At 69.2% G+C, this 25,286-nt stretch carries 23 protein-coding genes and 1 pseudogene; 17 read left to right on the top strand and 7 right to left on the bottom strand.

Annotated elements, in window-relative coordinates:
* Positions 1-39 precede the first annotated feature (39 nt).
* The 9 genes from folP to IE075_RS00605 all read left to right on the top strand — a co-directional run bounded on the left by folP (position 40) and on the right by IE075_RS00605 (position 9,502).
* Positions 40-936 (top strand): dihydropteroate synthase, encoded by an 897-nt coding sequence (gene folP / locus IE075_RS00565; RefSeq protein ID WP_189452299.1) that lies wholly within the window; start codon positions 40-42, stop codon positions 934-936.
* A 404-nt stretch (positions 937-1,340) separates the two neighbouring features.
* A complete protein-coding gene (gene putP / locus IE075_RS00570) occupies positions 1,341-2,834 on the top strand; it encodes a sodium/proline symporter PutP (RefSeq protein ID WP_189452301.1) in 1,494 nt (497 codons plus the stop codon).
* 13 nt (positions 2,835-2,847) lie between these two features.
* Positions 2,848-3,807 carry a tRNA (adenosine(37)-N6)-dimethylallyltransferase MiaA gene (gene miaA, locus IE075_RS00575; protein WP_189452303.1) on the top strand — a complete coding sequence of 320 codons (960 nt, stop codon included), beginning with the start codon at positions 2,848-2,850 and terminating at the stop codon, positions 3,805-3,807.
* A gap of 159 nt (positions 3,808-3,966) precedes the next feature.
* Positions 3,967-4,254, top strand: coding sequence for an RNA chaperone Hfq (hfq, locus tag IE075_RS00580; protein ID WP_189452305.1), 288 nt, complete (start codon positions 3,967-3,969; stop codon positions 4,252-4,254).
* Positions 4,255-4,345: 91 nt separating this feature from the next.
* Entirely contained in the window at positions 4,346-5,713 is a 1,368-nt protein-coding gene (hflX, locus tag IE075_RS00585) for a ribosome rescue GTPase HflX (protein WP_189452308.1), read from the top strand.
* A 132-nt stretch (positions 5,714-5,845) separates the two neighbouring features.
* Positions 5,846-6,961, top strand: a complete 1,116-nt coding sequence (gene hflK, locus IE075_RS00590) for an FtsH protease activity modulator HflK (protein ID WP_189452310.1) — start codon at positions 5,846-5,848, stop codon at positions 6,959-6,961.
* The gene (gene hflC / locus IE075_RS00595) at positions 6,958-7,821 is read left to right on the top strand and encodes a protease modulator HflC (protein WP_189452312.1); all 864 of its coding nucleotides are present in this window, start codon (positions 6,958-6,960) and stop codon (positions 7,819-7,821) included. Before hflK ends, hflC begins: the two co-directional genes overlap by 4 nt.
* Entirely contained in the window at positions 7,821-8,006 is a 186-nt protein-coding gene (locus IE075_RS00600) for a DUF2065 domain-containing protein (RefSeq protein WP_189452314.1), read from the top strand. Before hflC ends, IE075_RS00600 begins: the two co-directional genes overlap by 1 nt.
* 203 nt (positions 8,007-8,209) lie before the next feature.
* Positions 8,210-9,502, top strand: coding sequence for an adenylosuccinate synthase (locus tag IE075_RS00605; protein ID WP_189452316.1), 1,293 nt, complete (start codon positions 8,210-8,212; stop codon positions 9,500-9,502).
* A gap of 155 nt (positions 9,503-9,657) precedes the next feature.
* On the opposite strand, the gene IE075_RS00610 is transcribed toward IE075_RS00605, so the two are convergent.
* From IE075_RS00610 to IE075_RS00620, 3 genes are all read right to left on the bottom strand, one after another.
* Positions 9,658-10,470 carry a transporter gene (locus tag IE075_RS00610; protein WP_189452318.1) on the bottom strand — a complete coding sequence of 271 codons (813 nt, stop codon included), beginning with the start codon at positions 10,468-10,470 and terminating at the stop codon, positions 9,658-9,660.
* 96 nt (positions 10,471-10,566) lie between these two features.
* Positions 10,567-11,424: a hypothetical protein gene (locus IE075_RS00615; protein ID WP_189452320.1), complete on the bottom strand. Its 858-nt coding sequence runs from the start codon at positions 11,422-11,424 to the stop codon at positions 10,567-10,569.
* 116 nt (positions 11,425-11,540) lie between these two features.
* Positions 11,541-12,821 carry a S8 family serine peptidase gene (locus IE075_RS00620; protein ID WP_229792243.1) on the bottom strand — a complete coding sequence of 427 codons (1,281 nt, stop codon included), beginning with the start codon at positions 12,819-12,821 and terminating at the stop codon, positions 11,541-11,543.
* 122 nt (positions 12,822-12,943) lie between these two features.
* Here IE075_RS00620 and IE075_RS00625 point away from each other — a divergent pair, with 122 nt between their 5' ends.
* Both IE075_RS00625 and IE075_RS00630 read left to right on the top strand, forming a co-directional pair.
* A complete protein-coding gene (locus tag IE075_RS00625; RefSeq protein ID WP_229792244.1) occupies positions 12,944-13,435 on the top strand; it encodes an RNA polymerase sigma factor in 492 nt (163 codons plus the stop codon).
* A complete protein-coding gene (locus IE075_RS00630; protein ID WP_189452327.1) occupies positions 13,432-14,259 on the top strand; it encodes an anti-sigma factor family protein in 828 nt (275 codons plus the stop codon). The genes IE075_RS00625 and IE075_RS00630 overlap by 4 nt, the downstream gene beginning before the upstream one ends.
* A 137-nt stretch (positions 14,260-14,396) precedes the next feature.
* On the opposite strand, the gene IE075_RS00635 is transcribed toward IE075_RS00630, so the two are convergent.
* The 3 genes and pseudogenes from IE075_RS00635 to IE075_RS00640 all read right to left on the bottom strand — a co-directional run.
* The gene (locus IE075_RS00635) at positions 14,397-15,320 is read right to left on the bottom strand and encodes a hypothetical protein (protein WP_189452329.1); all 924 of its coding nucleotides are present in this window, start codon (positions 15,318-15,320) and stop codon (positions 14,397-14,399) included.
* A gap of 171 nt (positions 15,321-15,491) precedes the next feature.
* Positions 15,492-15,872 carry a proprotein convertase P-domain-containing protein gene (locus tag IE075_RS15525; protein WP_229792355.1) on the bottom strand — a complete coding sequence of 127 codons (381 nt, stop codon included), beginning with the start codon at positions 15,870-15,872 and terminating at the stop codon, positions 15,492-15,494.
* Positions 15,852-17,552: pseudogene (locus IE075_RS00640) on the bottom strand (S8 family peptidase); the annotation flags it as partial. The gene IE075_RS15525 and the pseudogene IE075_RS00640, both read right to left, overlap by 21 nt.
* A 564-nt stretch (positions 17,553-18,116) precedes the next feature.
* Between IE075_RS00640 and IE075_RS00645 the strand changes: the two are divergent.
* The 5 genes from IE075_RS00645 to IE075_RS00665 all read left to right on the top strand — a co-directional run bounded on the left by IE075_RS00645 (position 18,117) and on the right by IE075_RS00665 (position 22,668).
* On the top strand, positions 18,117-18,980 hold the full coding sequence (locus IE075_RS00645) for an HAD family hydrolase (protein WP_189452333.1): 864 nt from the start codon (positions 18,117-18,119) through the stop codon (positions 18,978-18,980).
* Between the two features lie 187 nt (positions 18,981-19,167).
* Positions 19,168-19,356 carry a hypothetical protein gene (locus IE075_RS00650; RefSeq protein WP_189452335.1) on the top strand — a complete coding sequence of 63 codons (189 nt, stop codon included), beginning with the start codon at positions 19,168-19,170 and terminating at the stop codon, positions 19,354-19,356.
* 21 nt (positions 19,357-19,377) lie between these two features.
* Positions 19,378-20,385: an AI-2E family transporter gene (locus IE075_RS00655; RefSeq protein ID WP_189452337.1), complete on the top strand. Its 1,008-nt coding sequence runs from the start codon at positions 19,378-19,380 to the stop codon at positions 20,383-20,385.
* Positions 20,386-20,467: 82 nt separating this feature from the next.
* Complete coding sequence (locus tag IE075_RS00660; protein ID WP_189452339.1) at positions 20,468-21,355, top strand: SDR family oxidoreductase; 888 nt, start codon at positions 20,468-20,470, stop codon at positions 21,353-21,355.
* A gap of 110 nt (positions 21,356-21,465) precedes the next feature.
* Positions 21,466-22,668, top strand: coding sequence for a PAS domain-containing sensor histidine kinase (locus IE075_RS00665; protein WP_189452341.1), 1,203 nt, complete (start codon positions 21,466-21,468; stop codon positions 22,666-22,668).
* A gap of 12 nt (positions 22,669-22,680) precedes the next feature.
* Here IE075_RS00665 and IE075_RS00670 read toward each other — a convergent pair whose 3' ends face one another.
* Positions 22,681-23,232 (bottom strand): NADPH-dependent FMN reductase, encoded by a 552-nt coding sequence (locus IE075_RS00670; protein ID WP_189452343.1) that lies wholly within the window; start codon positions 23,230-23,232, stop codon positions 22,681-22,683.
* A 282-nt stretch (positions 23,233-23,514) separates the two neighbouring features.
* Between IE075_RS00670 and IE075_RS00675 the strand changes: the two genes are divergently transcribed.
* Positions 23,515-25,278, top strand: coding sequence for a ShlB/FhaC/HecB family hemolysin secretion/activation protein (locus IE075_RS00675; protein ID WP_189452345.1), 1,764 nt, complete (start codon positions 23,515-23,517; stop codon positions 25,276-25,278).
* Positions 25,279-25,286: the final 8 nt, after the last annotated feature.

Consider the following 25,286-nt stretch of genomic DNA (forward strand, 5'->3'; position numbering starts at 1 on the left):
GATCAGCGATGATGCCGGTTTCCCACGCGGAGCTCGCCGATGTTCGACCTCTCTCCCCGGCTCGACTGCAACGGTCGTCCGCTCATCCTCGATCGCCCCCGCGTGATGGGGATCATCAACGTCACGCCGGACTCGTTCTCGGACGGCGGTCGCCACGACACTGCCGACCGCGCAATCGCGCACGGCGTGAGGCTCGCGCAGGAAGGCGCAGACGTGCTCGATGTCGGCGGGGAGTCGACGCGGCCGGGCGCGGACGAAGTCAGCGTCGACGAGGAGCTGCGCCGCGTGCTGCCGGTGATCGAGCGTCTCGCGCGCGAGACGACGCTGCCGATCAGTATCGACACGTCGAAACCCGAGGTGATGCGGGCCGCGGTCCAGGCTGGCGCGGGCCTGATCAACGACGTGCGCGCGCTGCGCATGAACGGTGCGCTGGAGGCTGCCGCGGAACTCGCGGTTCCGGTGGTGCTGATGCACATGCAAGGCGAGCCCGGCTCAATGCAGGCGGCGCCCGACTACGACGACGTGGTGGCCGACGTGCACCGATTCCTGGCCGAGCGCATCTTCGCGGCCGAAATGGCCGGCATTCCGAAGTCGCGGCTCGTTATCGATCCGGGCTTCGGCTTCGGCAAGACGATCGAGCACAACCTCGCGCTGCTCGCGCGGCTCGACGCGTTCACGAACCTCGGCGTGCCGTTGCTCGCCGGGCTGTCACGCAAGCGCACGATTGGCGAGCTCACGGGCCGCGATGCGCCCGAGGCGCGCGTGCACGGGTCGGTGGCAGCACATCTGATTGCGGCGCAGCGAGGCGCTGTGTTGCTGCGCGTGCACGACGTCGCGGCAACGGTCGATGCGCTCAAGGTTTGGCACGCGGTCGGGCAGGTGAAACCGCCCCGCCGCGACGCGGCGCCGGCGATCCGCTGGCCTGACGAGAACTGAGCAGCGGTTGTGCACAGCGGCTGTGGACAACCGGTGCGCCAAACTGTGGACCGCGTGCTGCAGCCGTTGCAGCGCCAGCATTGCAAGAGGGATGGCGAAAATTTGACCAGCCCGGAGCGCGTCGTCCACAGGGGCTGTGGACAAGTGGTTGAGCAGTGATGTGGATAAGCGGCGGTGAGGCCCGCCCCGCGTGGCGTGTCGCTTCTCTGGTGAATTCTTAGCCACATCAAAGACTTGACGCGGGGTGCTTCGTGTGCGGTCCCAGCGCATCGCGGAACTCGCGTGCAGCGCGGCCCGGGTCGGCCGTTGCCCGAATCCGTCGCGTCGTGCCCGACGCCGCGATCGACGCGCGGCGCGCACGCTAAGCTTCCGCCGTCGGCCCGGTCGAGGGCCCGGGGACCGTCATGACCGCCAGCACGCCGTTGCTCGTCACGTTTTCGATCTACCTCGCAGCAATGGTGCTGATCGGCTTCATCGCGTGGCGCGCCACGCGCAGCTTCGACGATTACATCCTGGGCGGCCGCTCGCTCGGCGGTTATGTGACCGCGTTGTCGGCCGGCGCGTCCGACATGAGCGGCTGGCTGCTGATGGGCCTGCCGGGCGCCCTGTTCGCCAGCGGCGTGTCCGAGTCGTGGATCGCGTTCGGGCTCATCGCCGGCGCGTGGGCGAACTGGCGTTTCGTGGCCGGCCCTCTGCGCGTGTACACCGAGCGCACGCGCAATGCGCTCACGCTGCCCGATTACTTCACCCACCGCTTTGCCGACACCCAGCGCGTGCTGCGGGTGCTGAGCGCGCTGGTCATTCTGATTTTCTTCGCCGTGTATTGCGCATCAGGCGTGGTCGCGGGCGCGCGACTGTTCGAAAGCGTGTTCGGGCTGCCGTACGCGGAGGCGATCTGGTGGGGCGCGGCGGCGACGATCCTCTACACGCTGGTCGGTGGCTTCCTCGCGGTGAGCTGGACCGACACCGTGCAGGCGACTCTGATGATCTTCGCGCTGATCCTGACGCCGATCGTCGTGCTCGTCGGCGTCGGCGGCTTCCAACCGGGCATTGCGCTCATCGGCGAGTTCGATCCGCAGCGCCTGGACTGGTTCAACGGCGGCGCGCTGGGCGCGGTCGGCATCGTGTCGCTGCTCGCGTGGGGCCTGGGCTACTTCGGCCAGCCGCACATCCTTGCGCGCTTCATGGCGGCGGACCACGTGGCGACGATCCCGAAGGCGCGCCGGATCGGCATGATCTGGATGATCCTGTGCCTGTTCGGCACGATGGCCGTGGGCTTCTTCGGCATCGCGTACTTTGCGCAGAACCCGGCCGCCGCGGCGCCGGTGCAGGCCAATCCCGAGCGCGTGTTCATCGTGCTCGCCGAGCAGCTGTTCAACCCGTGGATCGCGGGCGTACTGCTGTCCGCGATCCTTGCGGCGGTCATGAGCACGCTGTCGTGCCAGCTGCTCGTGTGCTCGAGCGTGCTGACCGAAGACCTCTACAAAGGGTTCGTGCGGCCCCATGCCGGCCAGCGCGAGCTCGTGTGGGTCGGTCGCGCCATGGTGCTCGCGATCGCCCTTGTCGCGATCGCGATTGCGCGTGATCCCGAGAGCCGCGTGCTCGCGCTGGTGGGCTACGCGTGGGCCGGTTTCGGCGCCGCGTTCGGGCCGGTCGTGCTGCTGTCGCTGTTCTGGCAGCGCATGACGCGCAACGGCGCGCTCGCTGGCGTCGTGGTCGGCGCGCTCACGGTGATCCTGTGGAAGCAGACCGGCAGCGCGCTGTACGAGATCGTGCCCGGCTTCGCGCTCGCAACGGTCGCGATCGTGGTGGCGAGCCTGCTCGATCGCCCACCGCCGGACGATGTGCAGGCCACGCACATGCAAGTGCGTGCGTCGCTTCGCGAGACCGGCTACTGAGCACGCGCGTCGCATGAGCGCTGACCGCCGCCCGCGCGCGATCGCGCTCATGGGCCCCACCGCGTCAGGCAAGACCGCACTGGCGATCGAGTGGGCGCAGCGCCTCGGCGGGGAGATCGTCAGCGTCGACTCGGCGCTCGTCTACCGGGGCCTCAATATCGGCGCGGCGAAGCCGACGGCCGACGAGCGCGCGGCGGTGCCGCACCACCTCATCGACATCCGCGAACCGTGGCAGCCGTACTCCGCCGCGGAGTTCGCTGCGGATGCGCGAGTCGCGATCGATGACATCGTCGCTCGCGGGCGGTGGCCAATCCTCGCTGGCGGCACTGGGCTGTATTTCCACGCCCTGCTGCACGGGCTGTCGGACATGCCGCAGGCCGACCCTGATACCCGCGCCGCGATCGAGCGCGATGCCCAAGCGCGCGGCTGGGGCGCGCTGCATGCCGAGCTCGCGCTCATCGACCCGGTCACTGCCGCGCGTGTGCACGCAACCGACGCGCAGCGCATCCAGCGCGCGCTCGAGGTGTACCGGCTGTCGGGCCGCACGATGACCGAATGGCGGGCGGCGGCTCCCGCACAGGCCCGTTTGCCCGTGCGCGTACTGCAACTCGCGCTCGCGCCGCGAGACCGCGCGGTGCTGCACGACCGCATCGAGCGGCGGTTCGACGCAATGCTCGAGGCCGGCTTCCTCGACGAGGTGCGCGCCCTTCGCGCGCGGCCCGAGCTGGCCGCGCACCCGGCACCGCTTGACCTGCCGGCGTTGCGGGCGGTCGGCTACCGGCAGGCGTGGGAACACCTCGACGGCCTCACCGACGCGGGCACTTTCCGCGCCCGCGGCATCCACGCGACCCGCCAACTCGCGAAGCGGCAGCTGACCTGGCTGCGCGGCCGACTGGACCTGCGCTGGCTCGACCCCAGCCACGACCGTGTCGAGCTCGATGCCGCGCTCGAGCTCTTCGTCGGCCGGCTCTGACGCCGGCATTTCGTGACCGTCGTCGGACCGCGGCGTCGTGGCGGTTGATTGAGTAAGGATTGCGTTAACATCGGCCGGACCGCGACAGCGGGGCCGTGCTTCGCGAGCCGGGCGCGGCATGCCCGGCACGCTCATAACTAGAATCAGCGGGGAATTGGAATGTCGAAAGGTCAATCGTTGCAGGACCCGTTCCTGAATGCACTGCGGCGCGAGCGCGTGCCGGTGTCGGTGTACCTCGTCAACGGAATCAAGCTCCAGGGCACGATCGAATCGTTCGACCAGTTCGTGGTGCTGCTCCGCAATACAGTGAGCCAGATGGTCTACAAGCACGCCATCTCGACCGTGGTGCCGGCGCGCAACGTGCGCGTGGGACCGGGCGGCGGCTACGTGCAGGCCGCGCACGGTGAAGGCGACGACGACTCGTCCGACGCGCCGACTGAAAGCTGAGCGGCGCGGTCGCGTTCACTTGATTCCGCGCTGCGCGCCCGCATTCTGCGTGCAACGATGAAAGGGCCGCATAGGCCGGAGCGACGGGGTCTTGTTCGAACGTTCCCGCAAGGGTGAAACCGCACTGCTGATCCAGCCGCACGCCGGCGGTCCGCCAGACGAAGATGCGCTCGAAGAGTTCGGCGATCTCGCGCGCTCAGCCGGCGCGACGGTCGCTGCCACGCTGACCGCCCGCATTGATCGTCCGAATTCGGCGACGCTGATCGGCAGCGGCAAGCTCGAGGAGGTGCAGGCCGCCGCCGAGGCGACCGGCGCCGACCTGATCCTCGTCAACCATCCGCTGACGCCCGGCCAGGAGCGCAACCTCGAACGCACGCTCAAGCGTCGCGTTGTCGACCGAACCGGTCTCATCCTCGACATCTTCGCGCAGCGCGCGCGCAGCCATGAGGGCAAGCTGCAGGTCGAACTCGCGCAGCTGCGTCACATGGCGACGCGCCTCATCCGCGGCTGGACCCACCTTGAGCGTCAGCGCGGCGGTTCGATCGGTCTGCGTGGTCCGGGTGAAACCCAGCTCGAGACCGACCGTCGACTGCTGCAAAAGCGAGTCGAACAACTGCAGCGTCGCCTCGAAAAAGTCGAAGTGCAGCGTACGCAGATGCGTCGTGCCCGGGTGCGCAGCGAACTCCCGCGTGTGGCGCTTGTCGGCTACACGAACGCCGGCAAGTCGACGCTCTTCAATGCACTGACTGGGGCCGAGGCATACGCGGCCGATCAACTGTTCGCAACGCTGGATCCGACCGTGCGCCGCATCGAGCTGCCCGGCGGAGGCGTCGTGCTCGCCGACACCGTGGGTTTCGTGCGCGACCTTCCGCATGAGCTCGTCGCCGCATTCCGCTCGACGTTGTCCGAGGCGCGTGAAGCCGACCTGCTGCTGCATATCGTCGATGCGGCCGATCCGCTGCGCAACGAGCGGATCGCGCAGGTGGACGAGGTGCTGGCCGAGATCGGCGCGGGGGAGATCCCGCAGCTGCTAGTGTTCAACAAGATTGATCGTCTTGGCGACAATGCGCAGGTCCCTGGCGAAGAGGTCGACGGCGCGGACGAGGCGGTCGAGGCTGTGCCGATGCAGCCGCGCCACGACCGGCCTGCAGAGGGACGCGGCCGCGTGTGGGTGTCGGCGCGTGACGGTGCCGGTCTCGACCTGCTGCGCAATGCGGTCGGTGAGGCACTGGACCTGCGTCATGTGACCGGTGAAGTCCGGCTGCCGCCCCAGGCGGCGCGCTTGCGCGCGCAACTGCACGAACTCGGGGCGGTCCGCGCGGAGCAGGCCGATGACGACGGCTGGCTCGTCGAACTCGACATCGCCGAGGCCGACGCGGAGCGCCTGTACACGCAGGCGCACGGCGACGTGCTGCGTCCGCTGCTGCCCGAGCGCACCGTCGACACGCGCCTTGCTTGAGGCACTGTCACCCCCCACCTAGAATCACGGCACGCTGCGGCTTGAGTCGACAGCGTGCCCTGCGAACCTGCGAGTGCACGGTTCCGCCCGGTGCGACACGCATGTCCGCCGGTTACACGACGAGGAGCAGGCATGGCCTGGAACACCCCCGGCAGTGACAAATCCGGCGCACGCCCGCCGCGGCGTACGCGCGAAGGATTCGCCGGTTGGCTCGATTCGCTGCGGGACCGCTTCGGCGGCGATGGCGGGGACAACGACGGCGGCGCGACGAACATCGTCCGCTGGGTCGGCATCGCGCTCGGGTTGTGGCTGCTGTTCAACAGCTTCGTGCTCGTGACCGAACAGGAGCGCGGCGTGGTGCTGCGTTTCGGCCAGATTGCGCGCGTGCTGCAGCCAGGTCCGCACCTCAAGGCGCCGTGGCCGATCGAGCGCGTGATCAAGGTCAACGCGACGCAGAGCAAGGCCTACAGCGACAACGTGCCGGTGCTTACGCGCGACGGCAACATGGTCGACGTCGAAGTCAACGTGCAGTACCGCATCGGCGATCCGGTCGGCTACCTGTTCGGCTCGCGCAATGCCGACTCCGTGCTGCAGCAGGCGACGCAGAGCGCCGTGCGTGAACTCGTCGGCCGCTCCGACCTCGACGCCGTGCTGGGCGCGCGCAGCACACTCACCGTTGCTGTGCGTGAGCGGGTGCAGCGCCTGCTGCAGGCGTACCGCACCGGACTGGTCATCACCGAGTTCAACCTCCCGAACGCCCGTCCGCCGGAAGAGGTCAAGGACGCGTTCGACGAAGCGCAGCGCGCGAGCCAAGACAAGAACACTGCAATCAACCAAGCCCAGGCCTACGCAAAGCAGGTCGTCCCCGAGGCTCGCGGTGAAGCCGCGCGCATCCGCGCCGCGGCCGAGGGCTACCGCACGACGACGGTCGCGCGGGCCGAAGGCGACGCCGAGCGCTTCTCGTTGCTCGTCGAGCAGTACAAGGACGCGCCCGAGGTCACCCGCAAGCGGCTGTGGCTTGAGACCGTCGGCCAGGTGCTCTCCGAGAACCGCAAGGTCGTCGGGGGCGATTCGCGCCAGCTGATCTACGTGCCGATGCCCGATCCGCAGGATGACGCGGCGAGCCGTCGCGCGGAGACAGCGCCGCTGACGAACCCCCAATTGCTCGATCCGGTGACCGCCGACGAGCCTGTCACGCGCACCGGTCGGACTGCACGTCCGCGCGGCCGCGAGGAGTCGACCCGATGAGAGTCCAGATGTGGATCGCCCTGGCGGTCGCCGCGTTGTTCGCGCTGATGGGATCGATGTACGTCGTCGGCGCGGGACAGGGCGCGATCGTGCTCAACCTCGGCCGCCTCGTACGCATCGAGACGTCGCCCGGCCTGCACTTCAAGTGGCCGCTCGTCGAAACCGCGCGCGTATTCGACCGCCGACTGCAGGTGCTCGAGTCGGAGCCCGAGCGCTACCTCAGCGCCGACAAGCAGGACGTGAGCGTGGACTTCTTCGCGATCGGTCGCGTCGAAGATCTGCGCGCGTTCTATCGTGCGACCGGCGGCGACGAGAGCGTCGCGGTGCAGCGGCTCGCGCCGATCATCAAGGATTCGCTGCGCAACGAGATCAACGCGCTCACGCTGCGCGAGGTGGTCTCGGGTGATCGCTCGCAGGTGGTTGGCAAGCAGCTTGCTGCGATCAACCGCGGCGCGGCGACGCTCGGCGTGCAGATTGCCGACATCCGCATCAAGCGCATCGAGCTGCCGCAGGACAGCAACGTGTTGAAGTCGGTGTACGACCAGATGCGCAGCCAGCGCCTGCAGGTTGCGAGCCAGCTGCGCGCCGAGGGCGTGGAGCAGGCGCAGACCATCCGCGCCGAAGCCGATCGCGCGCGGGCGGTGCTGTTGGCCGAGGCCGAGCGCGACGCGCAGCGGCTGCGCGGTGAAGGCGACGCGCGCGCGGCGAAGCTCTACGCGACGGCCGCGAATCGCGACCCGAGCTTCTTCACGTTTCAGCGCAGCCTCGAGGCCTACCGGCAGGCGTTCAGTGACGGCGAGGCGGTCATCGTGCTCGACCGCGACGACCCGTTCCTGCAGTACCTCAAGTCCGATCGCTGATGAGCGAGTTGTGGTCGGCACTCGCGCTCGTCGCGGTGCTTGAAGGGTTGTTCCTGTTCGTCGCGCCTGGCGGCTGGAAGCGCGCCGCCGAGCAGCTCTACGCGATGCCGAACGCGCGTTTGCGGGTGGTGGGGCTGATCGTGGTCGTGCTCGGACTGCTCGCGTTGTTTCTGATTCGCGGGTGAGCCACGCTCTCTCGCGGGACACCAGCGTTCGCCGCGGTGGCCACGCCGGTACAAAACCCGGATAATGCGCAAAAGCCGGCCGGGTGATCCGTCCGGCTTTTTCCATGTCTGGGGTCAGGTGTGCTTGCACCGACCGCCGCCATGGCCGTCGCCAGGCCGTTCGCGCTGCCTGCGTCGCCACCAAGTTCCGGAGCAGCGAAAAGATGGGTCAGTCAGTCGTGGTGTTGGGCGCCCAGTGGGGCGACGAAGGCAAGGGCAAGATCGTTGATCTGCTGACCGAGAACATCGGCGCGGTCGTTCGCTTCCAGGGCGGTCACAACGCGGGCCATACGCTCGTAATCGGCGGCAAGAAGACCGTGCTGCACCTCATTCCCTCCGGCATCCTGCGCCCTGATGCGCTGTGCCTGATCGGCAATGGCGTGGTGCTGCACCCGGGCGCGCTGCAGAAGGAAATCGCCGAGCTCGAGGGCAACGGCGTCGAGGTGCGTTCGCGCCTGAAGATCAGCCCGGCCACGCCGCTGATCATGCCGTACCACATCGCACTCGATCAGGCCCGCGAGAAGGCGGCCGGCGGCAAGGCGATCGGCACGACCGGCCGCGGCATTGGCCCGGCCTATGAAGACAAGGTTGCGCGTCGCGGCATCCGCGTGGCTGACCTGCATTACCCCGACCAGCTCGCGGAGAAGCTGCGCACGGCGCTCGATTACCACAACTTCGTGCTCACGAAGTACCTCGGCGTCGAGGCGGTCGACTTCGAGAAGACCTACGACGAGGCGCTCGCGTTCGGCGAGTACGTCGAGCCGATGAAGGCCGACGTCGCCGGCATCCTCCACGAGCTGCGCAAGCAGGGTAAGCGCGTGATGTTCGAAGGCGCGCAGGGCTCGCTGCTCGACATCGACCACGGCACGTACCCGTACGTGACCTCGAGCAACACGACGATCGGCGGCGCGATGGCCGGCTCGGGCGTGGGTGCGAACGCGATCGACTACGTGCTCGGTATCGCGAAGGCATACGCGACGCGCGTCGGCGGCGGCCCGTTCCCGACCGAACTCGACGACGAGGTCGGCCAGGGCCTGCGCGATCGCGGCCAGGAGTACGGCGCTACGACCGGCCGTCCGCGTCGCTGTGGCTGGATGGACATCGTTGCGCTCAAGCGCGCAGTGGCGATCAACGGCATCACCGGACTGTGCATCACCAAGCTCGACGTGCTCGACGGCATGGAGAAGCTCAAGATCTGCATCGCGTACGAGTACCGCGGCAAGCGCACCGAATACGCGCCGCTCGACGCGGCCGGCTGGGAAGAGTGCACGCCGGTGTACCTCGAGTTCCCGGGCTGGGACGAGAACACCCACGGCATCACCGAGTGGGACAAGCTGCCGGCGGCCGCGCGTGCGTACCTGCGCGCGCTCGAGGAGCTGGCGGGCTGCCCGCTTGCGATCGTGTCGACCGGTCCGGACCGTGCGCACACGATGGTGCTGCGCGATCCGTTTGCTTGATCCGTCGTTGATCGAATGAAGAAAAAGCCCCGCAATGCGGGGCTTTTTTGTTCCGGCAGCATTGATGCGATGTTCCGCTGAACTTTCTCTCGGAATTGGCATCGGCGTCAGCGGCTCAGTCGGCGCATCTCGAGCACTCGTCGCGTCGGATTCGCTCAGAACCCCGCGGTGAACGACACGCCGGCGCCCCAGTTGGCGCTGCCGTCGCTGAGACCTTTCGTCGCGTAGAGCTGCACTTCGTTGTGCGTGCCGCCGGGCAGCGCGACGAAGCCAGTGATCTCGCTGCGTTCTTCGCTCAGCGACGAGGCCGACTCGCGCCATGCATACGCGGCGCCGAGGCGCGCCGGGCCGGCTGCGACGCTCATGCCCGCACTCGCGTTCGCGACTGCGTCGACGTCGATGTAGGGCGATTCGCCGAGGTGCGTGTAGCCGGCGCCACCGAACAAGGTCGCGCGGCCGACGTTGCGCCAGGCATCGACCGCGACGCCGACGTCGTTCGCGCCGGTGCCGAGGCCCTTGGATTCGTCGGCAGTCGCGATCTTTGCGTTGCCGCTCAGATTCACGCCGGCGGCACCGCCGATCGGCACGGCATAGGTCGCGGCGAGCGTGAGGTCGCCAATGCCCGATGCGGAGCTGTCCTGCGCAACGGCGTCACCGCCCGCGCCCGGCATGCCGCCGCCGATCGGCAGCAGGCCGCCACGACCGATGAGGCCGGAATTGGGCACCGGGCCCAGACCAGGCACGACGTTCGACGCGCCGTCGACGCGCATCCACGGCACGCTCGCCTTGAACGACCACGCGCCCCGTTGCACGGACGCAGTGAGCGGAATCTGCAGGATGCGCGTGTCGATGCCGGTGCCGAATGTTCCAGACGCATAGTCGACGCCGACGCCGACACGCGTGCCGTCTTCGGCGTGTGCGCCCGTGGCAGCGACGAGCAGGGCGGTGAGGAGCAGGGTCTTGCGCATGGAAACCTCGGAGAGCGACGGGGCCGGGCCGGCGGCGGACGTAGGTCGCCGCCGGGACGCCTCCGCGCCACTAGGGCGCGGAGGCTGGGGCTGCGATCAGCGACGCGGAGCGTCGTTGCGGCGCGCGCCGTTGGCTTCGGCGCGTGCGCGGCCGTTCGCGCTTGCACGGGCACTGCCGTTTGCGTTGCCCCGCGCGGAGCCGTTTGCTTCGCCCGATGTCGAGACGCCGACGCCACCGTCGAGCGCACCCGTTGCAGTGCCCAGTGCCGACTGCGCGCGGCCGGCCGCGCGGCCCGCTGCGCTCTCGACCGCGGCAGTGGCGTCAGCGGCGCCGCGGGCCGCGGCGTCGACACCACGCGATGCGGCGTCGCTGCCGGCGCGTGCGGCCGCACCGACGTCGGCGTTGGCTTCGACCGATGCGTCCGCATCAACGCGTGCGCGGCCGACCACGTCGGTGGCGGTGCGCAGCCCGCCCTGAGCCTGGGTCGACGCGTTCTGCGCGGCATCGTCTAGTGCGTTCAGTGCACCGGCGTTGCCGCCGGCACGTGCGGCGAGGCCATCAGCTGCAACCGCGGCGCCGGCGGCAGCCGCGCCCTGGGCGGCCGCCGAGGCCTGGCCGAGGCCGCGACCGGTACGCGAGACCGCCCCCGAGACCGTGGACTCGACGCCGCGCACTGCATCGGTGCCGCGGCGCGCTGCGGCGTCGACGGCGCGGGTCGCATCGAGGGCGCCGCGTGCACCGATCCGGCCGCGGGCCGACGCATCGGCAGCGCCGCCGATCAGACCTCCGACGCGGCCCGTGGCGGCCGGCAGACCGACCGGGGCACCGAGGCGGCCCGCACCGCCGACATTGGCACCGCCGCCGAGCATGCCGCCGAGGCTTTGCGCCTGGACGGGCAGAGCGATGGCGACCGACGAAGCGAGCAGGGTGGCGACGAGAATGGACTTGCGCATGGGAAGGACCTCCAACGCCGCGGACCATCCGCGGCTCTTGAAGTGACCTACGAGCGGAGGGGCCCGCTTCTTCCCCCGTTGGCGGAACCGTTGCGAATGGTTCAGCTAGGCGCCGGTTATGGGCTGAAGGCGATGAGCCCGTCGCCGTAGCGCGGATCGCGGCCGGGTGCGCCGAGGTCGCGGGCGTCGGCGCTCAGCGTCTTTCGAAGGCGCTCGGCTGCGGCGGCGTCGGGCTCGGCAATGCGCAAGGCTGCGGCGCGAGCGACGATCGGCGCCGCGAACGAGGTGCCGCGCGTCGGACGTCCGCGACCGGGCACGACGCCGGATGCGACGAAATCGACGTGCGGGCCACTGCCGGATTCGGGCAGCACGCGCAACTGCGGATCGACCGCGCCGACGCCCACGACGCCGGGGTATGCGGCCGGATAGAGCGGCGGAGCCGCCGGCCCGTCGTTGCCGACCGCCGCGACGATCACATGACCGCGCGCGTGCAGCGCAGCGATCGCGCGCGCGATCGCCGCGTTCGCGGGGCCGACGAGGCTGACGTTGATCACTGGCACGCGCTCGCGGGCCATCCACGCGAGGGCTTCGAGCAGGCCGAGCGTCGCGCGTCCAGCCGGGTCGCCGCAGTACACGTCGGCCGCATAAAGATGACCCTGCGCACCGCCGGCCAAGCGTGCAGCGACGGCAGTCCCGTGCGCATGCGGCACCGGTCGCCCGTTACAGCCGTGGGCCTGCACGCGAAGTTGCGCGAGTTCGGGCCGGCGCGGGTCCACGCCGCTGTCGATCAGACCGACCCGCAACGTCGCCGGCGCGGTGCCGACCGGACTTGCCGCCGATCCTGCGGCAACCGTCGCAGAGGCGGACGACGTCAGGAATACGTGCTGGTACGCGAACTCCACCGACGGCGCTGCATCACGCAGAGCACGCATGGCGCGCGCAGCGGAGCGCCGCCGGGTGTCGCGGATCCGGCGCATGTCCAGATCCAGACCGTGCAGCGATGCCTCGCGCGGCATGACCTCGAAGCCCGCCGCCTCGATTCCCTGCAGTCCGGCGGCATCGGGCGAGATCGCAAGGAACTCGCCGCGCAGCACCGGCTCACCGGCCGGGTCGAGATCGATGCGTTCGGGCAACTGCTGCACGAGCTGCCGGATGCGCAGCTTGCGCACGTCGAGCGGGCTCGCGCGTTCGATCATTCGCTCGGTTACGGCGCCACCAGCGCGCGCGGCGTCGGACACACGATCGAGCACCGGGGATGCCGCGCCGGGCAGGCCGGGGCCGACACCGGGCAGCCCGCCGAGCACCAGCGTCGGAGCACCTGCACTGGAGCCGTGCACCTGTGGCTGCGCGGCGCCTGCGAGGCACAGGAGGCATGCAAGGGTCAGCAGTCGGATCACGGGGCGTCGGCGCGGCTTGGGTGGGGCAGGGCGCGATGCTAGCGTCACGCGAATGTACGAATGCCCGCCGCCGTACAGTGGCCGGGAATAAAACGCCGCGCTGGGACGTAGGGCCATTACGAGTGAGCCAGAACGCCGACTACATCCAAGGCCTGACCGACCTGCTGCCGCGCCTGCGACGCCTCGCGCGGACGCTGTCGGGCAATGCCTTCGACGCCGACGACCTGGTGCAGGTCGCCCTGGAGCGTGCGCTCGCGCGCAGCGACCAGTGGCGCCCCGATGCGCGGCTCGACACCTGGGTGTTCGGAATCCTCCGCAACGCCTGGCTCGACGAACTGCGATCGCGCACTCGGCGGTTACGCGTGTTCGCGCCGGAGGAAGCGGGCGAGCACGTGGGCGAGCCGGCGATCGAGCGGCAGTCCGACGCGATGTCGGTCGCCGCAGCGATGGCGCGGCTGCCCGACGAGCAGCGCGAGGTGGTGGCGCTGGTGCTGGTCGAAGGGCTGTCGTACCGGGAGACCGCCGACCTGCTCGATCTCCCGATCGGCACGGTCACCAGCCGCCTGGCGCGCGCACGATCCACGTTGCAGAACCTGCTGGGCGAACCCGCATGACGATCACCGACCACGAACTGCAGGCCTACGTCGACCGCGAGCTCGCGCCCGAGGACGTCGCGCGCATCGATGCGGCGTGCGCGGCCGACCCGGAACTCGCCGCGCGGCTTGCGCGCGAGCAGCGGCTGCGTGAACGCGTGCGAGGTGCGTTCGACGACGTGCTCGAGGAGCCCGTACCCGATCGCCTCACCGCCTTGCTGCGCAATGCGGCGGGCGACGCTGCGTCGTCATCGGCCGACGTGATTCCGCTCGCGCGCCGCGACACCGGTCGGCGAGCGGCAGACACCCCGGCCGGGCCCACGGTCGCGACGGCAGCGCCGCCTGCGCCGGATGCCGCGCGTCGCGTCCCGCCGCCGATCCGCGCGCGTGCGCGGGGCGGCTGGGCGAGCTACGCGCTCGCGGCGTCGGTTGCTGCGCTCGCGGTGAGCTTGTGGCTGCGACCCGCGCCGGGCTCCGTCTATGTCGATGACGGCATGCTGGTCGCGCGCGGTGCGCTTGCAGAAGAACTCGACACAACGCTCGCGAGCGCTCCGTCGGAAGCAGGGGCCCTTGCGATCGGCCTGAGCTTCCGCGACGCCGACGGCCGGGTGTGTCGCAGCTTCGTGCAGCGAGGCGAACGCGCAATCGCCGGCCTCGCGTGCCGCGACGGCGATCGCTGGGCGCTGCCGGTGCTGAGCGCGGCCGAGGCTGTGGCGGCAGGCGAAGTGCGCCAGGCGTCCAGCGCGGTGACACCAGAAGTGCAAGCCGCGATCGATGCGCGGCTTCAGGGGGACGTGTTCGATGCCGCCCAGGAGCGCGCGGCGCGTGACGCGGGCTGGCGCTAACTAAAGCTGGCGGACCAGTGGCAACCGGCGGGGGGCCCAGTTGACGCGCTAGGCCGTCCTGCGGTCACGACAGTGGACGCAGGACCCCGTTGAAAGCCGCAGCCGGTGCGCGGTGATCGCACGGGCTCGGGCATGACTCAAAGGCCGTAGCGCACTTCGCCGCGCATCGCGGCCGTGCCGGGCGCGCAGCGATATTCGAAGCGCGCGTGCAGGCCGGTAATCGTGCCGGCGTTATCGAACGCGGTGTTCAGCACGTCGACGACCCCCGTGCCCTGCGGGCAATACTTCGGCGACTCGAGACCGCGGATCGCGTTGAAGCCCGCGTGCTGGGCGGTGGCCTCGCTGCGCGTGGTAAAGCGCCCCTTGCGCAACGTCTGCCCGCTCGGCGGGAACAGTGCGACGTTCCAGTAGTCCTTGCGTACCGAGGCTTCGAAGTACGCGCCGGAGGCATTGCCGCTCAGGGAGAACAGGCTCGAGTCGGAGTGGTGGTCGCCGCTCACCGGGCCCCATGAGGAGGTGCTGGGCGCCTTCATGCGCAATAACTGCGGCGTGGCCTCATAGCGGATCAGCCCGGTCCACGCCGGCGCGGTCGCCGAGCCCACGCGCTGGCTGTACGACGCCTCGAGGCGGATGACCTGGCCCGCGTCGTTGTATTCGATCTGTCGGATCGTGAGCCAACCCCAGATGTTGTCTTCGCCAAAGCACTTCGGGTTGTTCTCGGTGACTTCGAGACCCGCCACGCGGCCGAACGTGGCGCCGGGGCACCCGACGTTGGGATACAGGCCCGGGCGGAGCTTCTCGCCCGGAGGCGCGACGAGCGTGACCGTCCACTGGTTGGAGCCGAACGACGGCGGAGCGGCGCCTGAGGTGTCGCGTGCAGCGAAGATCACGCGGTTCCCGGCCGTGTTGAGGAAGAACCGTGCATTGGCCGAGGTCATGATCTGCCTCTGGCCGCTGGCTTCGTCGCGCACGGTGAACGCCGACTGGGCATCTGCCTGTGAAGTGGCTGCCAGCGCCAATGCGAGCGCGGCGGTGCGGATCCCTGTGTGGTGCTTGTCCATGGCTCCCCTCCTCGTGTGACCGGTTTCACGAATCGTCCACTTGTAAACGCAACGTGCAAACGCGACCGGGCACGCGGCGCTGAATAGATTCACGCAAAACCTCGACGGCGCGCACATAAAAAAGCCCCGGCCGAGGCCGGGGCTGTGCTGGTCATCGAAACGGTCGAGCTATCAGAAGTTGATGCTCCAGGTGTCGATGCGGCCCGTATCGCCGCTGTAGTTGTCGTTGACGCGCAGCTTCCAGGTGCCGTTGAGCACCTCGGTCGACAGGTTGCGCGTGAACGTGCCGATGACGTTGTCGGCGCTGCCGCCGGAGCGGTTGTGCAGGTTGTAGACCGAGCCGTCCGGTGCGACGAGATCGACCTTCAGGTCGCCCTTGTACGAGTGGAGGATCGACACGCTCACCGACGCATCGCTCGGTGCGTTGCCGCTGCGACCGGACACCGAGATCGGGCTTTCGACCGTGCTGTTGTCGCGGATCGAGTAGTCCGTGCCGTTGGTGTACGTCTGCCGGCTGCCGCCGCCCGTGGAGTAGTCGCCGACCAGGCTCACGCCCGAGAACGACGAGTACGCCTTGACGCGCACGTAGTACGTGCCCGCGGCCGGGGCCGAGAACGTGCAGGTCTCGGTGTTCCCGCTGCGATACGGACGGCAGTCGTATGCGCTGTCGGTCGGCGCGCTGCCGTAGCGCACGTAGAGGTCCGCGTCGCCGGTGCCGCCGGACATCGAGAACGTCAGGTTGCTCGCGCCCGAGGGCACGGTCATCGTGTACTCGAGCGAGTTGCCGGTGCTCGCCGAGAGGTTGGTCACCGGCGTGCCCTTGGTCAGCGTGCCACCGGTCGGCGGCGGCGGAGGCGGGGTGCCGCCGTTGACCGCATCGACAGCAGCGCGGGCCTGCGCGATGCCCGGGCCGATCGGCTGCGACGGCGTGGACGGGAATGCACGTGCCGTGCTCTTGAGGATCGACTCGATCTCGGCCGGCGTCTTCGGCGTGGTGGCCGCGGACTGCATCAGCGCGACGATGCCCGCGACGTGCGGCGCCGCCATCGACGTGCCGCTGTAGGACGCGTAGCTCTCGGTCGACGGACCCGACGTGCCCGAGTTGAGCGTCGAGAGGATCGCCGAGCCCGGCGCGGCGATGTCGATCAGCGAGCCGTAGTTCGAGAAGCTCGAACGCGCGCCCGTGCTCGTCACCGACGCGACGGCGATGACGTTGTTGCAGTTCGCCGGCGAGAAGTTCGAGACGTTCGCGTTGCTGTTGCCCGCCGCGATGACGAGCGTTGAACCGCGCGAGACCGCACCGTTGATCGCGCTCTGCATCGCGCTGCCGCAGGTGCCCGTGCCGCCGAGCGAGAGGTTGATCGCCTCGGCGGGGTTCGGATTGGCGGGCACGCCCGACACGCTGCCGCCGGAGGACCAGATGATCGCGTCGGCGATGTCGGAGTCGTAGCCGCCGCCCTTGCCGAGCACGCGCACCGGCACGACCTTCGCGCCCCACGCCATGCCGGCCACGCCCTTGCCGTTGTTCGTCACTGCGGCGACGGTGCCGGCCACGTGCGTGCCGTGCCAACTCGAAGACTGGCCGCCCGATGCATCGCCCGGGTCGGACGGATCGCTGTCGCGCCCGTTGCCGTCGGCGGCCACCGCCGTGTCGATGATGAAGTCGTAACCCGGCAGCATGTTCGCGTTGAGGTCGCTGTGGTTCGTGATGCCCGTGTCGAGCACCGCGACGACGGCGCCGGTGCCGTTCGTGACGTCCCACGCCTGCGTGGCGTACGTGCCGCCCGCTCCGGTGCCGAAGCCGAACTGCTCGGAGAAGCGCGTGTCGTTCGGCGTGAACACCGGCTTGTTGAGCTTGTCGACTTCGATGTATTCGACGGCCGGATCGGCGGCAATCTGGCGCATCAGCGCCTCGGCCTCGGCGCGATCGAGCCTGCGATCGGTGGTGAGCACGTCGGCGCCAATCGCCATGCGGCGCACGTGACCGAGCGCGACGGCCTTGCCGCCGACACGCGCCACGCGGCTGGTCGCGGCACGCACGTTCGCGACGCTCGCGCGCTCGGCGCTGCCTTCACGGTACTTGACGATGAAGCGGTCGGTGCCGTCGGCGGTCAGGCCGGTGGCATTGACGGAGCCGGCCAGCGCGGGGCCGGACACCATGGCGGCAAGCGCGATGGCAGTGGCGGCGGCGAGGGCATGGCGGCGGGTACGGCGCGTAAGTCGATCGGACATCGTGAGCTCCCGAAGAGTGGTCGATCGTTGACCGCGAGATGCGGTGCGCGAGATCCGGCAGTGAATTCGTGGCTTCCAGGCCGGCCGGACCGGGGGACGAGCAGGTGGCCCATCCTTGGGCGCTGACCCGACGCTAAACGAGCTGAATGCTCCGTTTCCGGGAAATTTTCGTTATCGATCTGTTAAAAATCGCCGTCCAGGTCAAGCTAAGAAGGTGAACAGGGAGCGGTTTTGGTCTTTCCATACGCGACAGCGCTGGAACCGTACTGTCATCGCAACCTGAATGCGGGCTGATCGGCACGCCGTTTGACGCGCTCGAGCTGCGTTCTGGGCGCTGCAGGCTCGCCTAAGCGATGCCGAACCGCCGCGAGCCCCTGCTGCTGCAGGCTCGGAGACAAAAAGGGCGTGGCCTGCGCATACGGCTGCTGCAATGCAGCAACTGTCATTGAAGGCAAGCGAACGCACGGAGTACAAGCCATCGCCGCCCTTGGGGCAACACGCGTTGACCAAGCTTGGTCAAGCGGCCGCGTAGCGTGCGGTCGGTCGCCCTCTGGAGCCCGCGCCATGCCGCACGCAACGAATGTGTTGCACGACCGCATTGCAGTCGTCTTCGATTTCGACCTCACCCTAGGCGAGGGCTCGATCGACGTGCTGTTGCGCACGCTCGATGTTGACCCCGATGAGTTCCGGAGCGAGTGGGTCGATCCGCTCGACGCGGCCGGCTGGGACCACGCGTTGGCACGCTTCAAGGCGCTCGTCGATCTGTCCGAGCGGCTCGATGGCGCAGTCACCCGCGAAAAGCTCGAACAGGTCGGACGAGACACGCCGCTGTATCCGGAGGTGGAGCGCATGTTCGACCGCATCCGCAACACCGCGCAGGCCGTGGCCGAGGGCTTGGAGGTCGAGTTCTACGTGCTGACGGCGGGCTTCGTCGAAGTGCCGTGCGGGACGCCGATCGCGCACGAGTTCAAGGCGATCTGGGGCAGTGCGGGCCATTACGCCGATGACGGACGCCTCGTGTTCCCGCGGCGCGTGGTGACCTATCCGGAAAAGGTGCGGTACCTGCTGCAGCTCGCGAAGGGACTGTCGGTCGATGGCGCCGATGCGCCCGCCGACGTTTATCGGGACGTGCCCCAGGAGCGCTGGCACGTGCCGTTCGACCAGATGGTGTACGTCGGCGATGGCGCGAGCGACCTGCCGGCATTCGACCTCGTCGAAAGCCGCGGGGGAATCGCGATCGGTGTCTTCGGTCCGGGCGAGAGCGCATCGGGCTGGAGCAAGGGGCACGACGTGCACCGCGGCCGGCGCGTGCACAACCTCGCGTGCGCGGACTACCGGGAAGATGCCGAGCTGATGCGCTCGTTGTGCCTCGCGGTCGAAAGCATTGCCAAGCTCGTGGCCCTGCGCCGGTTGGGTTGCGGCGAGTGAGCCCCGCGACACCCACCCATCACGCATGCGCGCGGATAGTCGATTCGCCGCGGCTTTTCCCGTGCACGCATGCGACCGCGCCGTACAGCGATAGCGTGCGATCCGCGCTCGCGTGGCGACGCGGGTGGCGCGTTGCAGCCGCCACGTGCCGAACTGCACCAAACCTTGTTACCTCGCTGGATCACGAATGCCTGACTCCACCCGCCACTGCACCCGACATCCGGCGGCCGTGCTACTCGCCCTTGCTTCCGCAATGGGCCTGCCGGGCTGTGTCGCGATGGGCGAGCTGGCCCATCACGGGCCGTGGGCCTGGCTCGCGATCGTGGTCGTGGTGCTTGCGCTCGTGGGGTTCATCGTCTCGCGCATGCGGCGCTGATCTCAGGGCGGAGGTGCAGGCATGAGTCACGCATGGTTTGCGCAACGGGTCGTCATCGTCATCGCGCTCGTCGTGTCCGTGCTGGCGCTGTGGCACATCGCGGAGTACCTGCTGCTGGGGTTCGGCGGCATCGTGTTTGCGGTCGTCATCCGCTCAGCGGGCAGCGCGGTGGCCCGGCATCTGCCGATCTCCAAGCCGATCGCAAGCGCGCTCGTCGTGCTCACGGTGATCGGTGCGATCGCGCTCGCGGCCGCATTGCTGGGCGACGAAGTCACGCGACAGGTGAGCGAGTTCCGCTCGTCGTTGCCCGGCACGGTGCAGCAGATCCGGGACCGCCTGGCGGCCAGTCAGATCGGCCGCGCGATCCTGTCCACGGTAGGAAGCAGCGTCGGCGACACGCTGAGCATGACGTGGGTCGTCGACACCGCGACGCTGCTGCTCGACGTGCTGGCCGACCTCGCGATCGTCATGTTCATCGCCGTGTACCTCGGCATCAGCCCGCGTCCGTACATGCGCGCCACGCTCGCACTGATTCCGCCGCCGCACCGCATGCACACGCAGGCGACGCTGCGTGCGTGCGGCTCGTCGCTGCGTTCGTGGTTGCTCGGGCAGCTCGTCGCGATGACGTTCGTCGGTGCGCTGACGGCGCTGGGGCTGTGGCTCGTCGGCGTGCCGCATGCGCTTGCACTCGGAATACTGGTCGGACTGCTCGACTTCGTTCCGGTGATCGGTCCGCTGCTCGGCGCGGTCCCCGGGGTGGTGCTTGCCTACCTCGCCAGCCCGGTGACGGCGCTCTACGCAATCGCGGTCTACACCGCCGTGCAGCAGGTGGAGGCGATGGTGATCCAGCCGCTCGCGCAGCGGTGGGCCGTCGACCTTCCGCCCGTGATCGGGCTGCTCGCGATTGTGGTGTCGGGCGCGGTATTCGGCCTGCCCGGCGTGCTGTTCGGTGTGCCGCTGGTCGTCGTGCTCAAGGTGCTCGTGCACCGCTACTGGCTCGACAAGCAGCCTCCGCTGCCCACGCCGTAAGCTCGCGGCGAGACACGCTCCGGTTTGCATCGCGGTAACGGCGACGGGGTTAGCGTCGTCGGCCCGTCCGGAGTGCAGCCGCATGAGCCACGATCTCAAGCCCATCGAGGAGCAGGTCATCGTCGTCACCGGTGCGAGCAGCGGCATCGGGCTTGCAACGGTGCTGGGCGCAGCGAAGCGCGGCGCAAAGGTGGTGCTCGTCGCACGCAGCGCCGACACACTTGGCGATGTGCAGCGGCGCATTCGCGACTCCGGAGGCGACGCGATCATCGCGATCGCCGACGTCGCTGATCGCGGCGCACTCGAGGACGCCGCGCGCATGGCGATCGAGCGTTTCGGCCGCATCGACACCTGGGTCAACGATGCGGGCGTGTCCGTCTATGGACGGCTCGACGAAGTGTCCAACGAGGACAGCCGCCGGCTGTTCGAAACGAACTTCTGGGGCACGGTGAACGGCGCGCTCACCGCGTTGCCTTATCTCAAGCGGCAGGGCGGCGCGCTCATCAACGTGGGCAGCGAAGTCTCCGATGCAGTGATTCCGTATCAAGGCATGTACTCGGCAAGCAAGCACGCGGTGAAGGGGTTCACCGATGCTCTGCGCATCGAGGTCGAGCTTCTCGACAAGGCGCCGGTCGAGGTCGTTCTCATCCAGCCGACCGCTGTCGATACGCCTTACCCCGAGCATGCAGCGAACTACATGGCCGAGGCACCGAAGCTGCCGACGCCGATGATCGAACCCGAGGACGTCGCCGAGGCGATCCTAAAGGCGGCGGAAGAAGGCGGTCGTGACATTACGGTCGGCGCGATGGCGAAAATCGACACGACGGTCAGCAAGCTCATGCCCTCGGTCGGCGATCGCATGGCCAAGATGCAGGCGGACCGGCAGCAGCGCGACGAGCCCGCAGGCGACCGCCGTGGCACGCTGTACCGGCCCGGCGAGGGCGGCGAGGTACACGGCCGCGGAGGCTGAGCGATGGCAGGCGTCCGCCTGACGCGCCGCGTTGGATGCTCGTGCTTAGACGGTGCGTTGACGTGGCAGGCGCAGACTCGACGACCCGCTGTGCGTGAGATCCGATAGCCGTGTCGTCCCAGTCGATCGATGATCCGCATGACGCCGCCGACGTTGCGCAGTTGCTGCACGCCGGCGTCGTGCAGGACACGATGCACGCGCACGTGCTGCTCGACGCGGACGGCATGATCCGCTGGGTCAACGACACGGCTGCGCAGCTGTTTCATCTCGAGCCCGCTGCGCTGGTGGGACAGCCGCTGGCGCTGCTGTTCCGCGACGACGACATCGAGCGCGGCACGGTCGCGCTGGAATTGGAGACGGCCCGCACGCGCGGGCACTGCGAGAACGACCGTTGGATGCGGCGCTCCGATGGGTCTGCGTTCTGGGCCACGGGCGTCACCACGGCGATCCGCGCGGCCGACGGCACTGCGTGCGCGTATCACAAGATCCTGCGCAACCGCACTGACCTGCGCGAGCACACGGTTGCACTGCGCAACGAGCGTGACGCGCTGGCCGACGAGCGCGATGCGGCCGTCGAGCGCATCGCCAAGAACGTGCATGAGCTGCGCAACCCTTTGTCCGTGATCGCCAGTGCCACGGAAGTGCTGCGGCGGCTTGCGGGTGACGAGGACCCGCGCGCGTCGGCGGCCGCCGAGCGCGTGCAGCGGCAGATTGGGCAACTGGTGCGCCTGATTGACGGGCTGATGGCCACTGCGGAGGGCAGCCAGGTCGCCCAGCGCGTCGAGCGGGAGCCGGTCGTGGTGCAGGACGCGATCGCGGCCGCGCTCGAGGCCGTCGAGCCTTCAGAGGGGCGCCGCGCCCGCGTGTCCTGCCTGATGCAAGCGGCGCCGGTCGTGGTCGACATCGACCCCGCTCATCTTCAGCAGATTCTGGTCAACCTTCTCGGCAACGCGCTCAAGTACACGCCCGACGGGGAGCCCGTGTGGGTGCGCTTATCGACCGAGGCGCAGGACGCAGTGGTGCGCATTGAAGACCGTGGGGCCGGCATCGCGCCCGAAGCGCTCTCGCGCATCTTCGACCTGTTCACGCGCGCGTCCGACGTGCGCGAGATGCCGGGCTCCGGTGTGGGCCTCGCGGTGGTGCGCGAGCTGGTCTCGCTTTACGGCGGGAGCGTACTCGCGCAGAGCGAAGGCGTCGGACAGGGCGCGATCTTTACGGTGCGCCTGCCCCGATGCGAGCCGGGCGGCGTATACGACGACGCCGCCGTGCTGGCGAACGCGGCGTCGGCAGCCAGGCCGACACTCGCGCCTTAGGCATCGACGGGCTCAGCCCGCGTGTCGCTGCACCCAGTCCACGTACCGGTTCACCCATCCCTGCATGAACGTGCGTGTGGACTCGCCGAGGCTGCCGTCCGCGTCGAAGGTGTCGTCCTTGACCTGGATGTAGACCTCCGGCTGGCCGAGTGTGGGCATGTCGAGGTAGCCGAGGATCGGGCGCAAGTGCTGCTGCGCGCACGCGGTGCCGGATTGCCCGACGGAAACGCCGACGATGCCGGCGGGCTTGCCGGCCCATGCACTGTCGCCATACGGGCGCGAGGCGTGGTCGAGCGCGTTCTTCAGCACCCCCGAGATCGAGCGGTTGTATTCCGGCGTCGCGAAGATCACGCCGCTCGCCTCGCGGATCTCGCGTTTGAGGCGCAGCGCGGACTCGGGCGGGTTCGCATCGTCGTCCTGGTTGTAGAGCGGCAGGTCGTCGATGCGCACCTGGCGCAGCTCGAAACCTTCGGGAAACAGGGCGGGCAGGGCATCGGCCAGACGGCGGTTGAACGACTCGCGTCGCAGGCTGCCGACGACCACGGCAATGACGTGCTCAGGCATGGCGGACCTCCACGGGACGGGGCCTGCAGGGTGGCCCGCCGGGCGTGAACCGGCCGTACCCGCCCTTGCCAGGTGCGCGCTGCGCCCCGGTCTTCACACGGTGTCGCGCGCCAATGGTCGAGGCTGCGTCACGCCCGCCGCGGGGGAGGGGACGTGTCCTGCCGCGGCCGGAGCTTTGACTCATCCGCGTTCGAACACAACAAGACCACCGCTTGGCACGCATTGACGTGTCGGCGACGGCCGATTGCCGTCGTCGGCTGCGTGCCTTCTACAGGGAAGCCCATGACCCCGACATCCAAGCCGCGCCACGTTCCGACCTTCTGCCGCTCGCTGCTGACGCTTGCGTGCTTTGCAGCGCTCCCGGCGTTCGCGCAGACGCCGCCCACCGCGCAGGCCCCGCCGGCGCAGCTCGCAGGCCACACCCCCCAGGACATCGAGCCTGCGACCCGCGCACCGGCCCTTCAGGCGCGCACGATCGACACCCAGACGCTCGCCACCCCGGGCGCCTGCCCGTTCGCGGGCCAGGGCCAAGTGACGCTCTCGAGCATCCAGGTCACCGGCGCCACGCTGGTCCCGCAAGCGGAGCTCGATGCCGCCGTCGCCGACCTCGTCGGCCGCACCGGCGACACGCAGCTGCTGTGCGACGCCCGTGACCGCGTGGCACAGGTTTACGCGGCCAACGGCGAGGCGCTCGCGCGCGTCGAACTGCCCGAACAGCGCATCACCGACGGCGTGCTCACGCTGCGCGTCAACGAGGGCCGCATCGCCGACGTGAAGCTCGTCAATGCCGAAGCGATGGGCCCGTCCGCCGCACTGGCGCAGTCCTACCTCGATAACCTGAAGACCGAAGGCGCCACGCGCTGGTCCGACGTCGAGCGCGCCTTCATGCTCGTGCGCGAAATTCCCGGTGCCGACGTGGGCTTTTCGATGCAGCGCGCGAACGACGGCAGCGCCGACGGCCTCGCCGCGACCGCGACGTTCGCGCCGCGCCGCAAGGTCGACATCACGCTCGGCGCGCAGAACCTCGGTTCGGAAGTGCTGGGCAGCAACGGCGTGTCCGCGCGGATCGATGCGAACGGCTTCACCCCGTGGGGCGACCGCACCAGCCTGGTGCTGTACTCGAGCACGGGCGGCGAGCAGCAGGTGGCTCAGCTGATGGAAGAGATCCGCGTCGGCCCGTCGGGCCTGGTGCTGACCGGCGACGTTGCCTACGCCCGCACCGAGCCGGGCGGCGCACTTGAAGCGCTCGAGCTCGACGGCGAGTCGCTGGTCGCGCGCGTCGGCGCCCGCTACCCCGTCGTTCGCCAGCGCAACGCAATGGTGGACGCGGCCGTGCGGCTCGAGGCGGTCGAGCAGGACAACGCGCTGGGCTTCCTGAACTCGATTGGCGGCCCAGTCATCCCGCTGTTCGAAGAAAGCCTCCGCGTGCTCTCGATTGGCGCCGAAGGCCGTTGGATGCACGGCGCGAGCCGCGGATTTGCAACGCACGCGAGCATCGAGTTCCGCCAGGGCCTCGAAGCGCTGGGTGCCAGCGAGACCGGCGATGCGCTGCTCTCGCGCCCTGATGCGCAGATGGACTTCACTTCGGTACGCCTCGGCGCCGGCGCGCGGACGCGCTTTGGTGCAAGCCAGACGGTTGCCCCGTATGCCGCCGTCAACGCAGCAGCGCAGTGGACCGACGACTCGTTGCCGGCGTACGAAGAGTTCCAGTTCGGCAACTACACGATCGGCCGCGGCTTCGACCCGGGCGCCGCGTCCGGCGACCGCGCGATCGCGTTGCGCACCGAGCTCGGCGTCGAGTTCTCGCTTGGCGGCGCCGCGCAGCTGGGCGTATTCGGCTTTGCCGACGGTGCGCGGCTGTTCTCGGAAGACCGGGCCGGCTACGACGCCGAGCCGTGGTCGGCCGGCATCGGCACCCGCCTGCGCACCCGCAGCAGCGAATTCGCACTGATCTGGGCCGCGCCACAGAGCGAGCCGTTCCCGGGCGCACCCGAGCCGGGCAACAGCCTGCTGCTCACGTTCTCCCACGCCTTCTCGATCCGCTGAGGACACGC

This window comes from Cognatilysobacter bugurensis (genome assembly GCF_014652095.1).
GTDB classification, from domain to species: Bacteria; Pseudomonadota; Gammaproteobacteria; order Xanthomonadales; family Xanthomonadaceae; genus Cognatilysobacter; species Cognatilysobacter bugurensis.

Coding starts and splice junctions, on each gene's coding strand:
- IE075_RS00635 (WP_189452329.1), bottom strand. CDS start 15,320: ATGGACAAGCACCACACAGGGATCCGCACCGCCGCGCTCGCATTGGCG.
- hflK (WP_189452310.1), top strand. CDS start 5,846: ATGGCCTGGAACACCCCCGGCAGTGACAAATCCGGCGCACGCCCGCCG.
- IE075_RS00645 (WP_189452333.1), top strand. CDS start 18,117: ATGCCGCACGCAACGAATGTGTTGCACGACCGCATTGCAGTCGTCTTC.
- IE075_RS00655 (WP_189452337.1), top strand. CDS start 19,378: ATGAGTCACGCATGGTTTGCGCAACGGGTCGTCATCGTCATCGCGCTC.
- IE075_RS00650 (WP_189452335.1), top strand. CDS start 19,168: ATGCCTGACTCCACCCGCCACTGCACCCGACATCCGGCGGCCGTGCTA.
- IE075_RS00610 (WP_189452318.1), bottom strand. CDS start 10,470: ATGCGCAAGACCCTGCTCCTCACCGCCCTGCTCGTCGCTGCCACGGGC.
- hflC (WP_189452312.1), top strand. CDS start 6,958: ATGAGAGTCCAGATGTGGATCGCCCTGGCGGTCGCCGCGTTGTTCGCG.
- IE075_RS00630 (WP_189452327.1), top strand. CDS start 13,432: ATGACGATCACCGACCACGAACTGCAGGCCTACGTCGACCGCGAGCTC.
- IE075_RS00600 (WP_189452314.1), top strand. CDS start 7,821: ATGAGCGAGTTGTGGTCGGCACTCGCGCTCGTCGCGGTGCTTGAAGGG.
- putP (WP_189452301.1), top strand. CDS start 1,341: ATGACCGCCAGCACGCCGTTGCTCGTCACGTTTTCGATCTACCTCGCA.
- miaA (WP_189452303.1), top strand. CDS start 2,848: ATGAGCGCTGACCGCCGCCCGCGCGCGATCGCGCTCATGGGCCCCACC.
- IE075_RS00660 (WP_189452339.1), top strand. CDS start 20,468: ATGAGCCACGATCTCAAGCCCATCGAGGAGCAGGTCATCGTCGTCACC.
- hfq (WP_189452305.1), top strand. CDS start 3,967: ATGTCGAAAGGTCAATCGTTGCAGGACCCGTTCCTGAATGCACTGCGG.
- IE075_RS00615 (WP_189452320.1), bottom strand. CDS start 11,424: ATGCGCAAGTCCATTCTCGTCGCCACCCTGCTCGCTTCGTCGGTCGCC.
- folP (WP_189452299.1), top strand. CDS start 40: ATGTTCGACCTCTCTCCCCGGCTCGACTGCAACGGTCGTCCGCTCATC.
- IE075_RS00670 (WP_189452343.1), bottom strand. CDS start 23,232: ATGCCTGAGCACGTCATTGCCGTGGTCGTCGGCAGCCTGCGACGCGAG.
- IE075_RS00605 (WP_189452316.1), top strand. CDS start 8,210: ATGGGTCAGTCAGTCGTGGTGTTGGGCGCCCAGTGGGGCGACGAAGGC.
- IE075_RS00675 (WP_189452345.1), top strand. CDS start 23,515: ATGACCCCGACATCCAAGCCGCGCCACGTTCCGACCTTCTGCCGCTCG.